The organism is Bradyrhizobium sp. 164 (assembly GCF_023073715.1).
GTDB lineage: Bacteria > Pseudomonadota > Alphaproteobacteria > Rhizobiales > Xanthobacteraceae > Bradyrhizobium.
In genome coordinates this window covers 1-17,489 of record NZ_JADPKA010000082.1, presented here as the reverse complement: position 1 = coordinate 17,489, position 17,489 = coordinate 1, and the positions used below count along the sequence as shown (strand labels likewise).

Below are 17,489 nucleotides of genomic sequence, written 5' to 3'. Positions count from 1 at the left end.
TCCGCCGTTGACTGACGCAGACAATTCGAAGACCTGCTGTAGGTCACCCCGACGTCGTAGGCTTGACAAGCGCTAGAAAGGATGCCTAGCGCTTGGGGTTGAGCAGATTGCTCACAAGGTTGGTGTTGTTACGGCCCAAGGAGCGAAAGTACATCATCATCACCCGGCTCCAGTCGCCATTGCTCGAACGGAGAAACTATACCCTTACGGCGGCATCGCGCCTCGATGGCACCGATGCAGGTCAGAACAAGGTCGTAGGCCGCGCGAAATTCGTAGCCCTGCCTTAACGGCAGATACCGATACCAGTTCAAGAAAACGCGCAAGGCGGCTGCGCATTCGGTCGTCGTATGATCGATATACTGCTTGATATCTGTGAAGATGGCTGCGGATCGCAGAACCTCTTGCGATAACTTAGGCTGGTTGAGTGCCCGTTCAACTCGGGTGGATAACTCTCGCAGGCAAGCTCTTATCTGAAAATCAATTGGATCAAACTTCGGGGGGCAATCTTCGAATATCCGGATATCGTAGATCGGATGGCGAGCTGCGGCTCTTAGGATGCCGTCAGTTCTTCCTTCAATCGCTGCAGCATTTATGTCCGATGTAGTGATCCCGTTCTCGTCGGCTGACGAAACTGGATTGAGCGGCAGCGCCGAGCCGAATGCTGCACCAGAGTTCGCTATTTCTCCGAATAGGTGAGAAGGCGCGCCCTGGAGATCGCGAGGTGTAACCCAGATTGGTTCTCCGCCGCGGATGAACAGATGCTCGCCATCAACCACTATCAAATGTTGTGCTGCACCTGCAGCCATCGTTTGCATTTCCTGCTCTGTTGATCCGACAATTCGCCCGACAAAGAAGGGGTCGAAATCATTAATGGCCTTTCCTGCCCAGAGCACATCGATGCTGATCGCTTCAAGAGCCGCCGGGATGCCGTTCTCTAAAGCGTCAAAGAAGAACTGCTTGTTCCAGAACGGAGGTCGAAACACGATCGGCCACCAGAGCGCGCCATCGAACCGAAATATCTCAGTGACCAAGCGGCTCCTTGCGCTCCCTCGTTCGATCCTGAAAGCTGGCTTCATGACCGATTTTGACACCGATTGGAGCGCAATTGTTTCCGTTCCCGGACACCAGCGCGTGCGAACTTTGCGGTACCCCCGCGGGATATAGCTGAGCTCATACGCGAAGAAGACGTTCACCAAGGGGGCGCCAATATTGTCCATCGAGAACACTCCGCGTGGCGGGCTAATCCGCTTTGCCGTACCAATGCTCGACGCACGGGCGCAGTCGTTCGCTTTCTCCATTGTAATCTACACTACGCGAATAAACGATCTCTTGCCTGTCACGGCTGGCGACTGCCTCGCTTCGATTGGCAGTATTCGCCCCTCCTTCGCTAGTTACTTTGGTTGATTGATCCCTAACGTGTCCCTACCGCTGTTCGAGCGTCGAGGCGCGATGGACAACGAACGCTGCTATCGCCGCTCGATCGTACAGGCCAAGGGAGATGCATGGATGCGCAGCATCCTACCTCGATGTTGCTCGACTGCAATCGGTCGAAATTGGTGTATTCGCTTCATTTGATCGGAGGCTTCGTCGGGCAGCAAGTTGCCCGACAATCTGAGGAAAGCAGAATGACAACTTGGTTAGACTGTTTCGTATTGGATGCTGGTCGGGAAGTGATGGCCGCTCTCCGGGCCCGAGGTCGGGGCGGCTCACCTGAAGCGAAGAACCCACTGCTTGCAATGATAGCGACAACGAATCGGGCGGCTATCATCCGTGCGCAGTCTCCCGGCGGGGTCGATATCAATACCGAGTTCGATGCAATGATCGCGCGCTGGTTTCTCGATCAAGGTGGGCATTGTGACCGACACGTCGCGGCGTTCCAATTCGGAAAAGAGGCTCTCGGCCGCTTGGTCAAGCTTCGGGTTACGAGAGAAATGGCCGGCAAGGCCGAGATGTTTAAGGCTGGCTACCTTGCCGTGTATCTAGACTTTGTTGACCAGGCATTGATGATTGGAGAAACCCTCGAGGTGTCAGCCATCGCGCTTTTGACGCAGACGAGCCCCGACGGACAGCTCGGGGCGCCGCGTGTCTTCGCGGTCGTGTCGCCGCCTGGTGAATTCTCCCGTCGGATTCTGACCTGGATGTGGGGTTCACCCGATGAGGTCCTCGCCACCGATGCGTTGCCACCGCTAGGAGGTCCACCTAATCAGGAGCCGGTAAGCGCGGATCTTTTGCGAGCCGCCGGCACAACATTCCTCGAACTCGCGCGGACACTTCAGCGGATCGTTGTTGTCGCCTCCTGGCATGCGGCTTGCGAGCATGACCGCGGCTTTGCAAATCATCTGCGAAAAGTCGATATCAGTACGGCGGAGGATCTCCAAGACGCTGATGAGTTTCTTCCCCCGGGCTCGACGTTCTTCAATGTACCGCGGCTGCCTCCCATCTGCCGACCAACCCGGATGGCTAAGTCCGGCCCTGCGCACAAGCTACGGACTTATCCCGCAATTCTCATCGACCCATATCACCGGAACGTAAAAGCAATCGAGGTCACTACTAGATTGGAGTCGCTGCAAGGTGCGATCGGCGGCTGCATTCAATTGGCGGCCGAATTTTCGGATGGAGATATTCTCTATGTCGACGAAGAAGGATTGTTCACACATCGATTATTCTTCGAGATCGACGGCCAGAGCTTTCCGGGGCGCGGACTGATTGTTGGTTCGGAATATGAGACAGCCCCCGTGAACTGTCGCATCGAGGACGTCATTCGACGCGTCAAATTCAGCGAGCCGGATCGGAGATTGGGGACCAATCGCGTTCTGGTGTTCCGGCGTGACGTCGAAGGATTTCGGATCAGTATTCCATCCTGGACCGCTCAAGCCGGCCTGAGAGGCTAATGGCGATCGCACCATACATTTACGACAGCGAGCGCCCGCGCTTTCCGCCTATCATGCTGCGACGGGTTCGGGATTTGCATTGTCTCCACGATCCGCCTGAAGGCAGCGCCAAGCGGGCGCTCTTGCTGCGTTTTCGCGGAGTCGCGAGTGCCTCCAACCTCGTTCGGCGCTGGTTGGTTCCCGCAGGAGTGCATGCGGATTTGAAATTGGCCAAGGTTCTATGAGGCGCCCGAAAGACCCGCGCCGTCACAGAGTTAGGGCTTGGCTGGAATTTCCGTGACGGGTTGAGAGCCGAGAGAAGAGTCTCGCGGCGCCCGTCATGGAGATATCCCATGACCCAACTGAATGTTCTGGATGTCGCGCGCGGCGAGCGCGGCGGCTATCGGGTGGATGTGAGCCGTGGTGAGCGCGTCGGCCCCGTCGCTTCAGAGTGGTTTTCCCGGCCGGCGGACGAGCGCTACCTTTCGCTCACCGAGCTCCACGCCGCCGTGCGCGGCCGCGCCGAGCGGAGTCGGACCCGGACCGTCGAGAGCGCGGCGATCCGGGTGGAGGCGAATCGCCACGAGTCCGAGCGGCTGATGCTGACGCTGCCGGGCGAGGCCGCGCCTCTTGCTCCAACTCACTGGAGCTTCGGTCAGCTCGCATCGATGGTCGGCGCCCCGTCCACCTACTTGCGCCAGCTCCCGGCGCCGCTCGCAGCCATCAATTTGCAGTATGGTCTGACCTCAAATCGCGCGGAGCAAATCAAGACACTTGAGGTCGAGGATGGACGCGTCGAACTACGCGCTGTCACAAGCCCGGACTATGGGCGCATCTTCGACCACGAACTCGTCGACGCCGTGCAGCGGATTGCCGGCAACGGCACTGGCGACACCCGCTGGAAAGTGCCTGGCGTGCTCGACTGGTCTACTGGCATCTACAATCCGCGGGTTGACATCACGAAAGCCACGACGACGTTGTACGCATCAGATCGTGACGTCTTCCTGTTCCTGGTCGACGACCTCAATCCGATCGAGGCGGGCAAGCTGCCGGACGGCGCGCCCGACCTCTACTTCCGCGGTTTCTATTGCTGGAATTCCGAGGTCGGCGCCAAGACGCTTGGGATCGCGAGCTTCTATCTCCGCGCCGTGTGCCAGAATCGCAATCTCTGGGGTGTGGAGGATTTCGAGGAGATCACCATCCGCCACTCCAAATACGCAGCGTCACGGTTCACGCACGAGGCGGCGCCGGCGCTCACGCGCTTCGCCAACTCCTCGCCGGCGCCGTTCATCAATGGCATCAGGGCGGCGCGGGAGCGGATTGTTGCGTGCACGGATGAGGAGCGCACCGAGTTTCTGCGCAAGCGTGGATTCGGCAAGTCGGAGACGGCTAAGATCATCGAGACGGTACTCGCCGAGGAAGGCCGCAAGCCTGAGAGCATCTTCGACTTCGTCCAAGGCATCACCGCCGTGGCGCGCGACAAGCCGTGCCAGGACGCCCGGTTGGATCTCGAGGCGAAGGCCAAAAAGTTGCTCGATCGGGCTAACTGAGGCCGTTCGCGCCGCGCCGATGGAGCGCGCGTGACGAGCCTCAGCTCTCGGTTTCTCCGGCTGGCGCCGCCCTTCAGAGTTGGAGGGCGGCGCTTCGCTTCGTGACGGGCCAGAAGGTCGAGAGAGGTTCTCGACCGACCGTCGCGGAGAGACTTCAATGGCTAAATCTGTTCGGAAGATCGTCCTGAGCCAGTCACGCGATATTCCTTTCAACCGGCTGGTGCTGAGCCAGTCCAATGTCCGCCGTATCAAGGCGGGCGTCTCGATCGAGGAGCTCGCGCAGGACATCGCGCGGCGAACGCTGCTCCAGAGCCTCACCGTCCGCCCGGTTCTCGACGAGGGCGGCGCCGAAACCGGCGTGTTCGAGGTCCCGGCCGGCGGGCGGCGCTATCGCGCGCTCGAGCTTTTGGTCAAGCAGAAGCGGCTCGCGCGCAACGCACCGGTCCCGTGCGTCATCCGGACCGATGGCCTCGCCGAGGAGGATTCGCTCGCGGAGAACGTCCAGCGTGCGCCGCTTCACCCCCTTGACCAGTTCCGCGCGTTCCGCGACATGAGTGAGAAGGGCATGAGCGAGGACGAGATCGCCGCTGCCTTCTTTGTCAGCGTCCAGGTCGTCAAGCAACGGCTCCGGCTCGCCGCCGTCTCGCCAGCGCTGCTCGACGTCTATGCCGAAGACGGCATGAGCCTCGACCAATTGATGGCGTTCGCGGTCAATCCGGACCACGAGCGCCAGCAGCAGGTATGGCAGGCGGTGCAGCGTTCGCACAACAAGGAGCCGTATTACATCCGGCGTCTGCTGACCGAAGGCGCCGTGCGCGCCTCCGACAAACGCGCCCAATTCGTAGGAATCGAGGCTTATGAGGCCGCCGGTGGCGACATCATCCGCGATCTTTTTCAGCAGGATGACGGCGGTTGGCTGCAAGAGCCGATGCTGCTCGATCGGCTCGTTGCCGAGAAGCTGGAACGCGAGGCGGGCAACATCCGCTCCGAAGGTTGGAAATGGGTCGAGGTCGCGGTCGATTTTCCCTACGGCCACATCTATGGTCTGCGCCGCATCTCCGGCGAGTCCGTCGTGATGACCGACGAGGAGGAGGCTGCGGCCGTAGCGCTGCGCGCCGAGTACGAGCGTCTCGAGCAGGAGCATTCCGACGTCGACGTCCTTCCCGAAGGGATCGATCAGCGCCTTGGCGAGATCGAGACGGCCCTTGCCGAACTCGATGAGCGGCCGGTCCAGTACGATCCTGACGAGGTCGCGCGCGCGGGTGCCTTCGTCAGCATCGATGCGTCAGGCGCGCTTCGGGTCAAGCGCGGCTATGTTCGTCCCGAGGATGAGCCGGCAGTTCCGCAGGCGGAGGGAGAAGCTGACGCCGAGCGGGGTGCCACCCCAGCGGCGACCTCTGCGTCCGGAAATGCGACCGAAGGGCAGACAGGCACCTCGGCGAATACCGAGGCGCCCGACGAAGAAGAGGGCATCAAGCCGATTCCTGACCGGCTGATGACCGAACTCACGGCGTATCGCACCCTGGCCTTGCGCAATGCGCTGGCAGGGGACCCGGACGTTGCGTTCCTGGCGGCACTGCACGCGCTTTGCCTGAAACTGTTTTACCGCTACACGCCCGAATCCTGCGTCGATATCGACGCCAAGAGCGTCGTCTTCGGCAGCCAGGCGCCGGGCCTCGGCGATGCCACGATCGCCAAGGCCGTCGACGAAAGGCACCAGCGCTGGTCGGAGCAGTTGCCGCGTGAATCAGCCGAGCTCTGGGATACGCTCGCGACCTTCGACCGGGACAGTCGCGATGCCCTGTTCGCACATTGCATCGCGCTGAGCGTCAATGCGGTGTACGAGCCCTGGAATCGGCGCCCGCGTGCGCTAGGCCACGCCGACCGCCTCGCCGAGGCAGTCGGGCTCGACATTGCTGCCGCAGGCTGGACGCCGACCGTCGACAACTACTTGGGGCGGGTGACCAAGGCGCGCATCCTGCAAGCCGTCCGCGAGGTCAAGGGAGAGACTGCGGTTCAGCTTATCGAGCACCTAAAGAAGGGCGAGATGGCGGAGCGCGCGCAAGAACTCCTCGCTGGCACGGGCTGGCTTCCGGAGCCGCTGCGCACGCCCGGCCAGGCCATCAGCACCACTTCAGTTGAAGTGGAATCTGACCACGTCTCGCGGTCCGATTCAAACGGCGAGGACACGAAAGCCACCGGACGCGAAGCGGCTAGGCCCGCAGAGCATCCGGCGGAAGACGACGCAATTCTCACAGACGAGCCGCTTGTCGCGGCCGAGTAGGCGAGCAGAAGCATCACACTCGAAGGCCCGCCGTCACTGGCGGGCCTTCCTTTTTGCTGGAGATTGTCATGTCAGCCCAAATATCCGATCTCGCCCGCCGGCTGGCCGAGCGAGCCGAACTCGTCTGCCGGCACTATCTTTCCAATGGCCGGCGCGCTGGCCGCTATTGGGTCGTTGGCGACGTTCACAACACGCCTGGTCGATCCATGTTTGTTCGGCTGCGCCGCCGTCATGGGGGTAAGGGAGCGGCCGGCAAGTGGACCGATGCCGCGACCGCTGAACACGGCGATCTGCTCGACGTCATCAGGGAAAGCTGCGGCTTCGTTCAATTTCGCGATGTCCTTGCCGAGGCGCGGCGTTTTCTCAGCCTGCCGCAGACCCAGGCGGAATCCAAATCGCCGCTCCCACCCGTTCCCATCGGTTCGCCGGAATCGGCTCGGCGCCTCTTTGCCGTGTCAAAGCCCATTCATGGAACGCTCGCCGAAACATACCTCCGGACGCGGGGCATTCCGGCCTTGCATGAACTCACCAGCCTTCGGTTTCACCCGCGTTGCTACTACAGGCCGGGTGACGACCTCCCCACCGAGACCTGGCCGGCCCTGATCGCCGCTGTCACCACGTTCGATGGCGCCATCACCGGCCTCCACCGGACCTGGCTCGATCCTTCCGGGCGCAGCAAGGCGCCGATCGCCACGCCGCGCCGCGCGATGGGTCTCTTGCTCGGCAACGCAGTTAGATTCGGCATCGCCCATGACGTGCTCGCTGCGGGCGAAGGCATCGAGACCATGCTCTCCTTGCGCTACGCACTCCCTACCTTGCCAATGGTATCAGCGCTATCGGCCAATCATCTCGCGTCCGTGCTGCTGCCAACGAGTCTGCGCCGGCTCTATATCGCTCGGGATGCCGATGCCGCCGGAGAGGTGGTCGCAACCTCATTGGCACAGCGGGCCGAATCTGCCGGTATCGAGGCGATCCCACTATCGCTCCGGCTTGACGATTTCAACGACGATCTGCGCAGCTTCGGCGTCGATGAGCTTCGGGAAGCCTTGCGCACTCAGCTCGCGCCAGAGGATGTCGTCCGCTTCTTGCCGTCGCTACGCGATCACGGCATCAACGTCTGCGCTTCGCAATAAAGTCGTCAGCCCGATCAAGGCGAGGTCGTCGTCGGAGAGAGCCGCGCCCGGCCTTCTAGAGGGCGATCGGACGGCAAGCGGGCCGGACCGACAATGGCAGGGGCGCGGCTATTTTCCGCCGGCGGTTATCACGGCGCAATCAACAGCGATCAGTCACCCCGCCTTTGCATCGCGAAGCAAAATAGCCGCGACCTGCCATCCTCCGCTATCGCTTCGGCCCTGCGCTTTACTTCGGGTTCTGGTCCATCCCGCATGCCGCCTGAGTGATCGCCACGAAGGCCGCGATAGGCGCGGCCACTCCGCGGAGGACCTCATCCCATGACTGACCGTGACGACACCGAATTCGAACCGCAGCACAGCTCATCCCCAATTGATCACGTCCTGACCGAACTGCAACTCTATGGCTACCGTCCCTTCAGCGACGAACCCGATCCACGGCCGCTTCCCGAAGCCAAGATGATCGCAGGCGCCGTTGCCGACATCTTCGATGCCTTCGTGTCCAGCCTGAGCGACAGCCGCATGGAGCCGGACCTGGAGGATCTGCTCTGGTCGACGGTCAATCTGTTCCATCGAGCCGCAGGCCGAATTGAGCGCCAGCTCGACCACAACGAGCAGGCTCAACGCAGGAGCCAACACGAACAGGATGGCTCCGAGGTGTGCTCGGTCGAACTCGAGCGGCTCGTCATGGAAGGACTTTCGTTGATCGAGCGCCGCAACTGCATGGAACTGCTCCGCGAGCAAGCCATCGCGCAATTCGAAACCCACACCGGTTCCCTGTGGCGCCCTCGATCCGGGTCGCTCGTCGACCATCGCGCCGTCACTTCGGCGGTCATCGACTCCAGGGACTTTCTCGCCGCAAAGCGCCGCGCCGAAACAGAGGTGCTCGTTCCCGTTGGGCCCAAGGTCGTACTGACCGGAGGACTTGACTTCGACGACCATCATCTCATCTGGGATCGCCTCGACAAGGTGCACGCCAAACACAACGACATGGTCCTGCTGCATGGCGGCTCACCAAAGGGCGCCGAGCTGATCGCTGCCAAATGGGCGACGACCCGAAAGGTTCCGCAAGTCGCATTCAAGCCGGATTGGTCGAAGCACGCCAAGGCCGCACCGTTCAAGCGCAATGATCTCATGCTCACCCTGATACCGATCGGCGTCATCGTGTTACCGGGAACGGGAATTCAGGACAATCTCGCCGACAAGGCGAGGCGGATGGGAATCCCGGTCTGGAAATTTGGCGACGGCGGCGCATAGCGCCGCGACCGACTCTCGCGCCTCCTGCCGTGGCAACTGCAAGGACGCTCCGAGAAAATCAGGCGCACTAAGCACTCGCGACCTCCGCCTGTATCCAGACGATATTGCATTGAAGCCACCGTGGGATTGCCGATTGCGGTCTCCACAGAATGCCCGTCGAGAAGGCGCGGGCTCGAACGAGCCTTCGATTGCGCTCGCGGCCGCGACCAGAGCAGCGTGTAACCTTCGCCTCCGCATCGATTGTTGCTTCCGGTCGTTACGCGCGTGATGTCCGTTCGATGCGATAGGCGAGCCTTCCTCGCAGCACTTCGTAACCATCATGCCCAACGGATCGGCGCGCAATGTGCTAGATCGGAGCATGTTTGCAGGTGCGCTTGTGTTCGGCAAATGATTCGCCCCTTCCTGCACGCTCTCTCTTTTCCCACCTGAAAACGAGCCGACCTCTTGTACCGTACGACCGATGGCGCTCACGTCTCCTCTCAATGCTGTTCAGCACGCGAACACCTTGCCTCTTTGATGGCTTGATCTGGCCGAAGACCGGCTGCGCCTCGACCGTCTGAAACGCAACGCCTTGTCTGCGACTTTCTTCCCCTGGGCGAAGCCCATTCCTCGCGAGACAAGAAAGTCCAGCCATGGCGTCCTCCGCTGTGCTCCGGCCCGAGAAGCGGGTGCGTCACCGATCGTCATTCGGCCTGGTCATCGCCATCGAGGCCGCGGTGGTCGCGGTCCGAAACAACGCAAGGAGACTTGATATGGCTACCATCGGTTCGTTCAAGAAGGTCGGCAACGATTTTCAGGGAGAGATCGTCACGTTGAGTTTGCAGGCCAAGGGCGTCCGCATCGTCGCCGAGCCCAATCGCTCCAACGACAACGCTCCGAGCCACCGCGTGTACGTGCGCCGGGCCGAGATCGGGGCGGCATGGTCGAAGCGCTCCGAGGAAGGTCGCGACTATCTCTCACTCAAGCTCGACGATCCCTCGTTCAACTCGCCGATCTACGCCAACCTATTCGATGACGAAGGCGGCGAAGGCTACACGCTGCTCTGGTCGCGGCCGCGCAAGAGCGCCGACTGAGACGCTCAGTCAGCCTCGCCCGGCACCGGCCGGGCGAGGCTCTTTGATGCGACGATCGCGGCACGATCCGCCTCCGGTTGTGAGGCGCGCTCATCAGTGCCGGCAAGCGATGGGTTGACGCCGTGCGGAAAGAGGCAGCCGGCGATCCGTTCTGTTCGGCATGACGCTCGCTGCCGCGCTGCGGGTCGCGAGCAGTTCGATGACCCGTCAGGTTTCGTGTTCGGAAGATGCGGGCGAGCTCCCTCGACGATTGTCGCTGCTAGTCCCGACGCGAATTAGTCATCCGAGACGATCGTGCGGTTCCGACCCGATTGCTTCGCCCGATAGAGCGCCTGGTCACATCGCTCGATGAGTGCCTCGAAGCTCTCGCCGGGCTTGAATTGGGCAACGCCGGACGAAATCGTCACTTGGCCGATCATCTGGCCGGTTGCCCGCTTCTTGACGTTAGCGTTTGCAATTCTGGTGCGGACTCTTTCGGCGATCTCCTGAGTGATTGTGAGCGGGGCTCCCGGCAGAATACCGATGAGTTCTTCTCCACCGTAGCGCGCTGCTAGGTCGCCGTCCCTAATGCCCTCTTGAAGGCACTTTGCGACCAGCCGCAAAACCTGGTCGCCCAATTGATGTCCGTATGTGTCGTTGAACTTCTTGAAATGATCCACGTCGATCAGGAACACGCTCAAGGCGTCGCCGCTCTCCATGGCATTGATTTGGGCGGTGCGAAGAAAACTTTCCATTGCCCCGCGATTGGCAAGCCCGGTCAGAGCGTCGGTACGCGATCTGAGTTCTGCCTGCTCAAGTGACGTCCGAAGGCCGTCAAGCTCGCCAGACGCTTCGACGAGCTTCGCTTCCAGCGTAGACGCACGTTCCGTCGCTCTCGTCAATTCGTCGGCCAGCCGTTTCAGGGCAAGTTGCGGGTCTTTCGCCGTGCGGAGCGTTCGCCCGACCTCGATCAACTCCTCGGAATGCGCTGCGCTATCTGCGATCGCGCCTGAAACGTCGTTTCTAACGTTGACAAGGATTGCGTCGAGCTCGCCGGAATGGTTTGGGCAACCTCTCCCACTGAGCCGGTCGCCTTGAGGAAGGTGTTGTAGAGTTCTCGATTGAGAGTCTTGTCAAATTTGCGGTCGTTCGAGCGCAGGATATCAATTGTCTTACGCAACGCCGCCGAGCGGCCAAGAACGTAGGCAAACCAGACGGTAAAATTTGGAGGTGTTGCCGGTACCTCCAACTCAGCCATGAGTTGCAGCGCATCCTTGGAGACAGAAGCCGCGTGGTCGGGTTCGAGGTCGTCCAGGCTCTGCATCTGCGAGCGCCTCCATGTGATGCCGGGTGGGTCGCTCGCGAGAGACACGCAACGCTGCGTTTCCCAGCATTCTCTCAATTCAAAAGAAGCTAATGAAAGAAACTAGTTAGATTTCAGGCCGTCGAGTGCAGCTGTAAGATGATTTGGCTGTGTTCCGCAACACGTTGCGGAGGATGCCCACAGGCGGAGAGAGGTTTGGTGCAGAACACCTCCTGCAACGGCTCGAGGCGCAAATTTAGTTCTCCTCGGTTCGCCCGGGATCAATCCACCGCCCCAGCCGAACCTGGAGCAGATTGGAGGACCAGCCGCAGGACTGTCCGACATCTCGGGCACTCGAATGATCGGATTTCTTAGTCCAGCGCCACGAGCGAGACATCGTGCAATATCCTGGCGACGCTGCAGGCGTAGCAAGCCGGAGCCTCAGCCATGCACAGACCCCTTGGTCGGTGGGCACGCCCGACCATGTGCTTGAGCGGTTAGCGAGCTTCTTAACTTCGGAGACCATACTGCAACGGGAGGACGAGCGTCGATCGACAACTGGTCACGCTGCGGCGCTTTGACGAATCGGCTCGGCGGCATTTCGCGCGAGAAGCAGGCGCAACCGCGCCAGGTCGTCTTCGGATGCAACCTCACAACGTGATCCGCCGGCGAATTTGGCCTGATAGAGCGCGGCGTCGGCAGCCCGCAGGAGATCGGCCGCTCCGTTGCCGTGCTCGGGGGCCATCGCGATGCCGACGCTCACGCCGACGCGTGCCCGCGCGCCGCAGTCGAGATTATACGGAACTCCGATCGCCTCAACCAAGTGCCGTCCAAGCGCCGTTGCCTGTTCCTCAGTGCAGCCCGCGGCGAGCACGACGAATTCGTCACCGCCCAGACGCGCCGGCAGGTCGCCTTCCGGCACAAGGCCCCGCAGGCGCTCGGCCACGCTCTGCAGCAGTCGGTCGCCCGCGGCGTGGCCGTACGTGTCGTTGATCACCTTGAAGTCGTCAAGATCGAGATAGAGCAGCGCCAGCGACCCGCGGCGACCGTCCTGCTGTGACAGTCGCTCCTCAAGGGCGCCAACGAGCCCCGCCCGATTGGCAAGCCCAGTAAGCTCATCATGTCGGGCGCGCCGATCGTTCTCGCGTTCGGCACGCATCGTCGCGATCAGCATCCGGTTCAACTTGAAGCAAGCCATGGTCATGGCCGCCAGATACATGGGGATCTGGAAGAACAAGACCAGCATGAGCGGCTCGCCGGCGATCAATGCGCCAGGGATCGTCGGGCCCAGGCTCAGCACGATCATCGCTCCGCAGAGCCGCGGCGCGCTGAAATTGCGGAAACAGATGCCACCGACCATCGCTCCGGCGGATATGCAGGCGAGCGTCGACGCTACCCAGTCGCCCGTCGCCAGACTGATCAACGCCCCATAGCCGACGCTGCCGCTCCAGGCAATCGAAAGCACCAGGTTTATGTCGGTCGGCGTAGCGCGATGCCTCAGCGCCCGGCGACGGGCGACGATCAACACAGCGAGCCGCGTCAGGCAGATCGCAATCTCGAGTGCGAGCCACGCGATGAATAACGGCGTCGGCGAGCGCACGGCAATGGCTGCAGCCACCAGAAGAGTATTCAGGATGCCGCCGATAAAGACAGGCAGCGTGCCATACAGATTGCCGATCAGCGCGACCCGAATGTCCTCGGGCACGTCCGCACCGCAGTCGGCGAACCATCGCGTCACGCGCCAGCGCGGGAGGCTATAGATTCTCGAATCCGACTGCATCACGGAGCTCTCGGGTTTCTGTCGACAAAGTTTCTTGCGGCGGTGATCGCCAAATCAAATAGCTGAACAATCAGCGCTCCACGATGGTCGCTTCGACCTTCGATTTCGCTAAACGAGGCGCGCTGACTTTAGGCAGATTGCTTGTTTGCTTAAGAAGGGATTGAACTGGCGTCGATGATCGCAAGACCCTGCGATCGCGACGGCACCCGCTCTGGCGGAATTCCCGTAGATTCACGGAATCCTAAATGCACCAAAAACGTGCTTTACATTGCCTTAGCACCGGGGCTGCGTATTTCATCATGATTCCTATTTTCGCCGGTGGGCAGGCCGTTGGTCTGCGGCCATTCGGCTGTAGCGCGAGGACCGATGCACCGGCTGTATGCGCACCCGCATGCGGTTGTCCGCCTCCGAGGCGCCGCGGCTCGCTGGCCAAACCTCGGCGATTTCGTCACGCCTCTCTCCGCTTGCCCTCGGTCGCGGCGACGCGATGTCCAAGTTCGGCGGTCGTTGCAACGTGCGGCCGGAGGTAATAGAGTTTCCCGGATTTTATCGACCGTTTAACGCTCTTGAACGCGACGCCGAAGCGATTTCCTAACGTAAGATTTTCCGCTGGGGATCTTCCATGTTTGATTCCGCTACCACCGCGCTTTTGCGCGAGGTCCTCGACGAGGTCTGTCAGAACGTCTCCCGCCACGAGACGGGCGCCCGCGCCCATGTCGCCTCGAAGATTCTCGAAGCAGCCACCAGAGGACACACCTCGCCAGACCAGCTCAAAGAGGTCGGCCGCGAAGCTCTCTCGGACGCACCGACTATGTGGCGATAGGCGCAAGAGGCGGTAGGGTGAATTTCCAGGTCACTGTCCTGAAGATTCTGGTGAGCTATCCCGGCGGCTTCGCGGTGATGGCCGACCTCAAGCGTGACATGGCGATTCTGGCAACCAGCGGCCCCGATTGGGCCGAGCGGACCAAACGCTTCGCTGCTCGCGTTCCGGGTCTGGACATCTTTTCGCAAGGATTGATCGAGCGCCTGAACGGTGGATGGCGGATCACCGATAAGGGGCGCGCGGTATTGGACGTCATGGAAGCCCGTCATCAAGCTCCAGAGACGCGACCGCGGCAGCTCATGTCGACACGTCCCATCCCGCAACATTCCCGCCGCCGCTTCCGGTCGCGGCACATCCGGGCACGCGCGGCCGTCGTCGCCGTCGGCAGACCGCTCGCGACGGGGCGCGGGCAAGGGCTTCCTGAACTGGCTCTTGCGCTGGATCCACTCATGGTCACGACCATCAAGCAATGACTGTCACAGCAAGCTGACTGGCCAGCACGCGTGCGAGATCACATTTTAAGGGGATCCCGAAGCGAAGCGACCCCACTTGGAGGTGCGTGGTGGCAATCGGCGCGCCCTGGCGGCACCCTTCCGCAAAGTCGTCCATGCAATCTACAGACGTTCGCAATGGAGCCTCGATCCGCGGCACGGATTTCACCGGAAACCCGTCGCATGCCTCATCCGGCGGGTCACAATGGACTGCGACGGGCGGCCAGCCAGCAGTATCAGCCGTCTTCGGGACCCAACACCACGTGAAGACGAGGGCGGGGGATCGGCAGCGGTCTCTCCGTCGTCGAGGCAGGCTCCGATCCGACGTCTTTGACGGCGTATCGCTCCGCGAGTTTTAACAGACGCCTCTTGGTGAATGGGTCGACGCGCTGGGCGATGTCGCGCACCCGCTGCGCCAGCCCACGGTAAAACTCATGCTCCATGACGCGAGCACTGCTACAACAAGAAGTAGTTGCAGTTGATTACAAGCAGCGGTCGAGGTCAATATATCTCGCACGGACGGCCCGATTTCCGCGTCGCACCGGTCGGGCTGCAGAAGCGTCTTATCTCGCTCGGCCACCTAGCTCGCGGTTTTGGGTGCGATTGGCACTGCGCGGCTTTGCCCGCCGGCAGCCCATCAATCCGATCGACGGCGGATAGCGCGGGTCCTGTCCATGAAAGCGAGCACATCGTTCCTGCTCGGAGCGCGGCTCCTGCTCACCTTGTCATTCGAAGGCGCTGCCCTCTTCCGCTTGACCTGAGCGCTTTCCTTGACCGGCGGAGCGTCCGCGAGCTTGCTGCGCTGGGGCTGCGTTCCCGAGATGAGTTTCGGCGTCCTCGCAGGCTCCATAAACGTGCTGGAGGCTACCGGTGTAACAGCCCGCGGGACTGCGCTGGCCTTCGCCATTCCGGCCTCCACGCGCTTGCGCCACACCGTCGAGGACAGTGTGCCAACGCTCAAGGGCTTTCCGTTTCTGCCGTCGATGCCGGCAGCGGCCAGGGCTCTAATCATATCCGGCCACCTCAACCCACGACGCTCGGCAGCCTCAAACCAGTCGAGATGGCCAGCAACCAGTTTCGACAATTCCATCCGTCCGCCAAACGGAAGCCGAAACTCGTCTGCCATGGCCTTTAAGCCGCATTCCAATTCCTTGTCTTTGGCCATTTCGTCCCTCATCTGCCCATTCTCAAGATAGGAGTTCTGGCAGCCTCTGCAAACCTCTGCATGACAAGGTAGGTTGCATGCAGAGAAGAAAAGAAGATCGCAGATGTCACACCTGTGCATCGACGCGGTTTAAAAAATTCGGAATATCAGAAGTTCATTGATGTCATTCGGCAGTGCAAAATTGACCCCCAAGCCGGGGGATCGGAGTCCAAAGGGCCGATTGACATCCCACTTTCGGAGTCGACAACGGATCGGCATGGAGGCGGGGGAATCCGTTGACGACCGCGATGCCGACGGATTGGACTCTCGTCGGATTAAAGGGCCTTGGAGTGTACGCTTCGCGTAACCGGGCAGGACGCGCTGCAGCCATTCCGATGCTGTCGGTGCGGGCGCCGCGCCAACTGCGGGAGATTTAGTGGGTCCGGCCGGCGCGGTCAGGATGGCGCCGAGTACTCGGAGAGGCCGCCGCTTTTGGCTATCCTCGCGAGCGCTAGTTCTGAATAGCGGGTTGTGAAACCTTTGGCTATCCGCGACAGGCGCCGTAGTTCAACGGCGGGCGAGGGTCTCTTCGCGTCAATCGGGTGCGACGACTATCGTTCCTCCGAGCTTGTGGCCCATTCAAAACTGCCCTCGGTTCAAGCACCGGCGGCGCGAAGGAAAACGATTCGCAGGCTGGAGGCCTGCATTCGGCGACTCGCAGGAACCTTGGAGCTGGGACCTCCTTTCGGGGCAAGCGTTGCGGCCCTATCCGGTTGGCCGATCGCTGAAGACAGCGAGAACGCCACCAAGCTTCGGTCAGGAACGGTGCCATCGTCGTGCGGTTGACTCCGGAAGACAACACCCGGGAGGTCAACATGGCCATGGAAGATCGCGAGACCTTCAGTCTCATCGGAAGCGACAAGGTCGAGGGCACGAACGTGTACGGGGCCGACGGCGAAAAGGTCGGCTACATCGAGCGCGTCATGATCGACAAGGTCAGTGGCAAGGTGTCGTACGCGGTGCTCAGCTTCGGCGGCCTGCTCGGCATCGGCGACGATCACTATCCGCTGCCCTGGCAGGCACTGAAATACGACACCAATCTTGGCGGCTACGTCAGCGGGATCACCCAGGACCAGCTTCGCGGCGCCCCCAAATACGCGGACGAGAGCATTTGGAATTGGAGCGACCCCGCGACCGCGCGCTCGGTGAATGCCTACTACGGCGTGCCGGTGGCCTGAGAGCGCGTCCTGTCGGAGGTCTAGTCCGCCGCGAGCGCGGGACACGGCCCGACGCAGGAAAAGGAGACCCGTAAGTGAGCGACGCCGTTCGTGTTCTGGTCGTAGAGGATGAAGCTCCGATCTGCAGTTTCATCGAGGAAGTCTTGTCGGACGGCGGTTTCGAGGCCTGCATGGTCCATTCGGGTGAGGCGGCCCTGTCCGTTTTCCGCGACGGCCGCAAGCGGTGTCGCGCGTTGCTGACGGACGTCAACCTCGGAGACGGCATCAGCGGATGGGAGCTGGCGCGGCAGATCAGGGAAATCACGCCTGGGTTTCCCGTGGTCTACATGACAGGCGCCAGCGCCGGAGACTGGAAATCGCAGGGCGTCGCCGACAGCGTGCTGATCGAGAAGCCGTTTGTGCCGGCGCAATTGACCGCCGCGGTGTCGCAGCTAAAGCGTGATGGCATTAAGTTCGATAGCCTGAGTGTTTGAGGTAATTGGCGCATTCGTCGGCGGTGAAGGCATCGAGTGCGTGGCCGATTGCGGCGCAGACCGCATCGACGGTTCGGGCGGCAGCTTTGCGGAG

The 17,489-nt window shown here is 61.4% G+C and carries 16 protein-coding genes; 10 read left to right on the top strand and 6 right to left on the bottom strand.

Translation table 11 applies throughout. The features are described from left to right. Positions 1-128: 128 nt before the first annotated feature. Positions 129-1,217 carry a hypothetical protein gene (locus IVB01_RS25060; protein WP_247494960.1) on the bottom strand — a complete coding sequence of 363 codons (1,089 nt, stop codon included), beginning with the start codon at positions 1,215-1,217 and terminating at the stop codon, positions 129-131. Positions 1,218-1,502: 285 nt separating this feature from the next. Here IVB01_RS25060 and IVB01_RS25055 point away from each other — a divergent pair, with 285 nt between their 5' ends. From IVB01_RS25055 to IVB01_RS25030, 6 genes are all read left to right on the top strand, one after another. Then, positions 1,503-2,891, top strand: a complete 1,389-nt coding sequence (locus IVB01_RS25055) for a DUF3846 domain-containing protein (protein WP_247494959.1) — start codon at positions 1,503-1,505, stop codon at positions 2,889-2,891. A gap of 332 nt (positions 2,892-3,223) precedes the next feature. Continuing rightward, positions 3,224-4,420: a DUF932 domain-containing protein gene (locus tag IVB01_RS25050; protein WP_247494958.1), complete on the top strand. Its 1,197-nt coding sequence runs from the start codon at positions 3,224-3,226 to the stop codon at positions 4,418-4,420. Positions 4,421-4,577: 157 nt separating this feature from the next. Continuing rightward, positions 4,578-6,704, top strand: a complete 2,127-nt coding sequence (locus IVB01_RS25045) for a ParB/RepB/Spo0J family partition protein (protein WP_247494957.1) — start codon at positions 4,578-4,580, stop codon at positions 6,702-6,704. Between the two features lie 68 nt (positions 6,705-6,772). Next, on the top strand, positions 6,773-7,837 hold the full coding sequence (locus IVB01_RS25040) for a toprim domain-containing protein (RefSeq protein WP_247494956.1): 1,065 nt from the start codon (positions 6,773-6,775) through the stop codon (positions 7,835-7,837). 318 nt (positions 7,838-8,155) lie between these two features. Next, positions 8,156-9,091, top strand: coding sequence for a DUF2493 domain-containing protein (locus IVB01_RS25035; protein ID WP_247494955.1), 936 nt, complete (start codon positions 8,156-8,158; stop codon positions 9,089-9,091). 752 nt (positions 9,092-9,843) lie between these two features. Beyond that, on the top strand, positions 9,844-10,164 hold the full coding sequence (locus IVB01_RS25030) for a DUF736 domain-containing protein (RefSeq protein WP_151612153.1): 321 nt from the start codon (positions 9,844-9,846) through the stop codon (positions 10,162-10,164). A gap of 275 nt (positions 10,165-10,439) precedes the next feature. Here IVB01_RS25030 and IVB01_RS25025 read toward each other — a convergent pair whose 3' ends face one another. The 3 genes from IVB01_RS25025 to IVB01_RS25015 all read right to left on the bottom strand — a co-directional run bounded on the left by IVB01_RS25025 (position 10,440) and on the right by IVB01_RS25015 (position 13,226). Continuing rightward, entirely contained in the window at positions 10,440-11,117 is a 678-nt protein-coding gene (locus IVB01_RS25025; protein ID WP_247494954.1) for a diguanylate cyclase, read from the bottom strand. Then, positions 11,114-11,467: a hypothetical protein gene (locus IVB01_RS25020; protein WP_247494953.1), complete on the bottom strand. Its 354-nt coding sequence runs from the start codon at positions 11,465-11,467 to the stop codon at positions 11,114-11,116. Before IVB01_RS25020 ends, IVB01_RS25025 begins: the two co-directional genes overlap by 4 nt. A gap of 541 nt (positions 11,468-12,008) precedes the next feature. Beyond that, positions 12,009-13,226: a GGDEF domain-containing protein gene (locus tag IVB01_RS25015; RefSeq protein WP_247494952.1), complete on the bottom strand. Its 1,218-nt coding sequence runs from the start codon at positions 13,224-13,226 to the stop codon at positions 12,009-12,011. 622 nt (positions 13,227-13,848) lie between these two features. Here IVB01_RS25015 and IVB01_RS25010 point away from each other — a divergent pair. Together IVB01_RS25010 and IVB01_RS25005 are read left to right on the top strand one after the other, a co-directional pair. Continuing rightward, a complete protein-coding gene (locus tag IVB01_RS25010) occupies positions 13,849-14,049 on the top strand; it encodes a hypothetical protein (RefSeq protein ID WP_247494951.1) in 201 nt (66 codons plus the stop codon). Positions 14,050-14,066: 17 nt separating this feature from the next. After that, positions 14,067-14,522: a hypothetical protein gene (locus IVB01_RS25005; protein WP_247494950.1), complete on the top strand. Its 456-nt coding sequence runs from the start codon at positions 14,067-14,069 to the stop codon at positions 14,520-14,522. 254 nt (positions 14,523-14,776) lie between these two features. Here IVB01_RS25005 and IVB01_RS25000 read toward each other — a convergent pair whose 3' ends face one another. Both IVB01_RS25000 and IVB01_RS24995 read right to left on the bottom strand, forming a co-directional pair. Further along, entirely contained in the window at positions 14,777-14,983 is a 207-nt protein-coding gene (locus tag IVB01_RS25000) for a hypothetical protein (RefSeq protein WP_247494949.1), read from the bottom strand. A gap of 194 nt (positions 14,984-15,177) precedes the next feature. After that, a complete protein-coding gene (locus tag IVB01_RS24995; RefSeq protein ID WP_247494948.1) occupies positions 15,178-15,705 on the bottom strand; it encodes a hypothetical protein in 528 nt (175 codons plus the stop codon). 854 nt (positions 15,706-16,559) lie between these two features. On the opposite strand from IVB01_RS24995, the gene IVB01_RS24990 reads away from it, so the two are divergent. Beyond that, positions 16,560-16,922, top strand: a complete 363-nt coding sequence (locus tag IVB01_RS24990) for a PRC-barrel domain-containing protein (protein ID WP_247494947.1) — start codon at positions 16,560-16,562, stop codon at positions 16,920-16,922. A gap of 74 nt (positions 16,923-16,996) precedes the next feature. Beyond that, positions 16,997-17,395, top strand: a complete 399-nt coding sequence (locus tag IVB01_RS24985) for a response regulator (RefSeq protein ID WP_247494946.1) — start codon at positions 16,997-16,999, stop codon at positions 17,393-17,395. Positions 17,396-17,489: the final 94 nt, after the last annotated feature.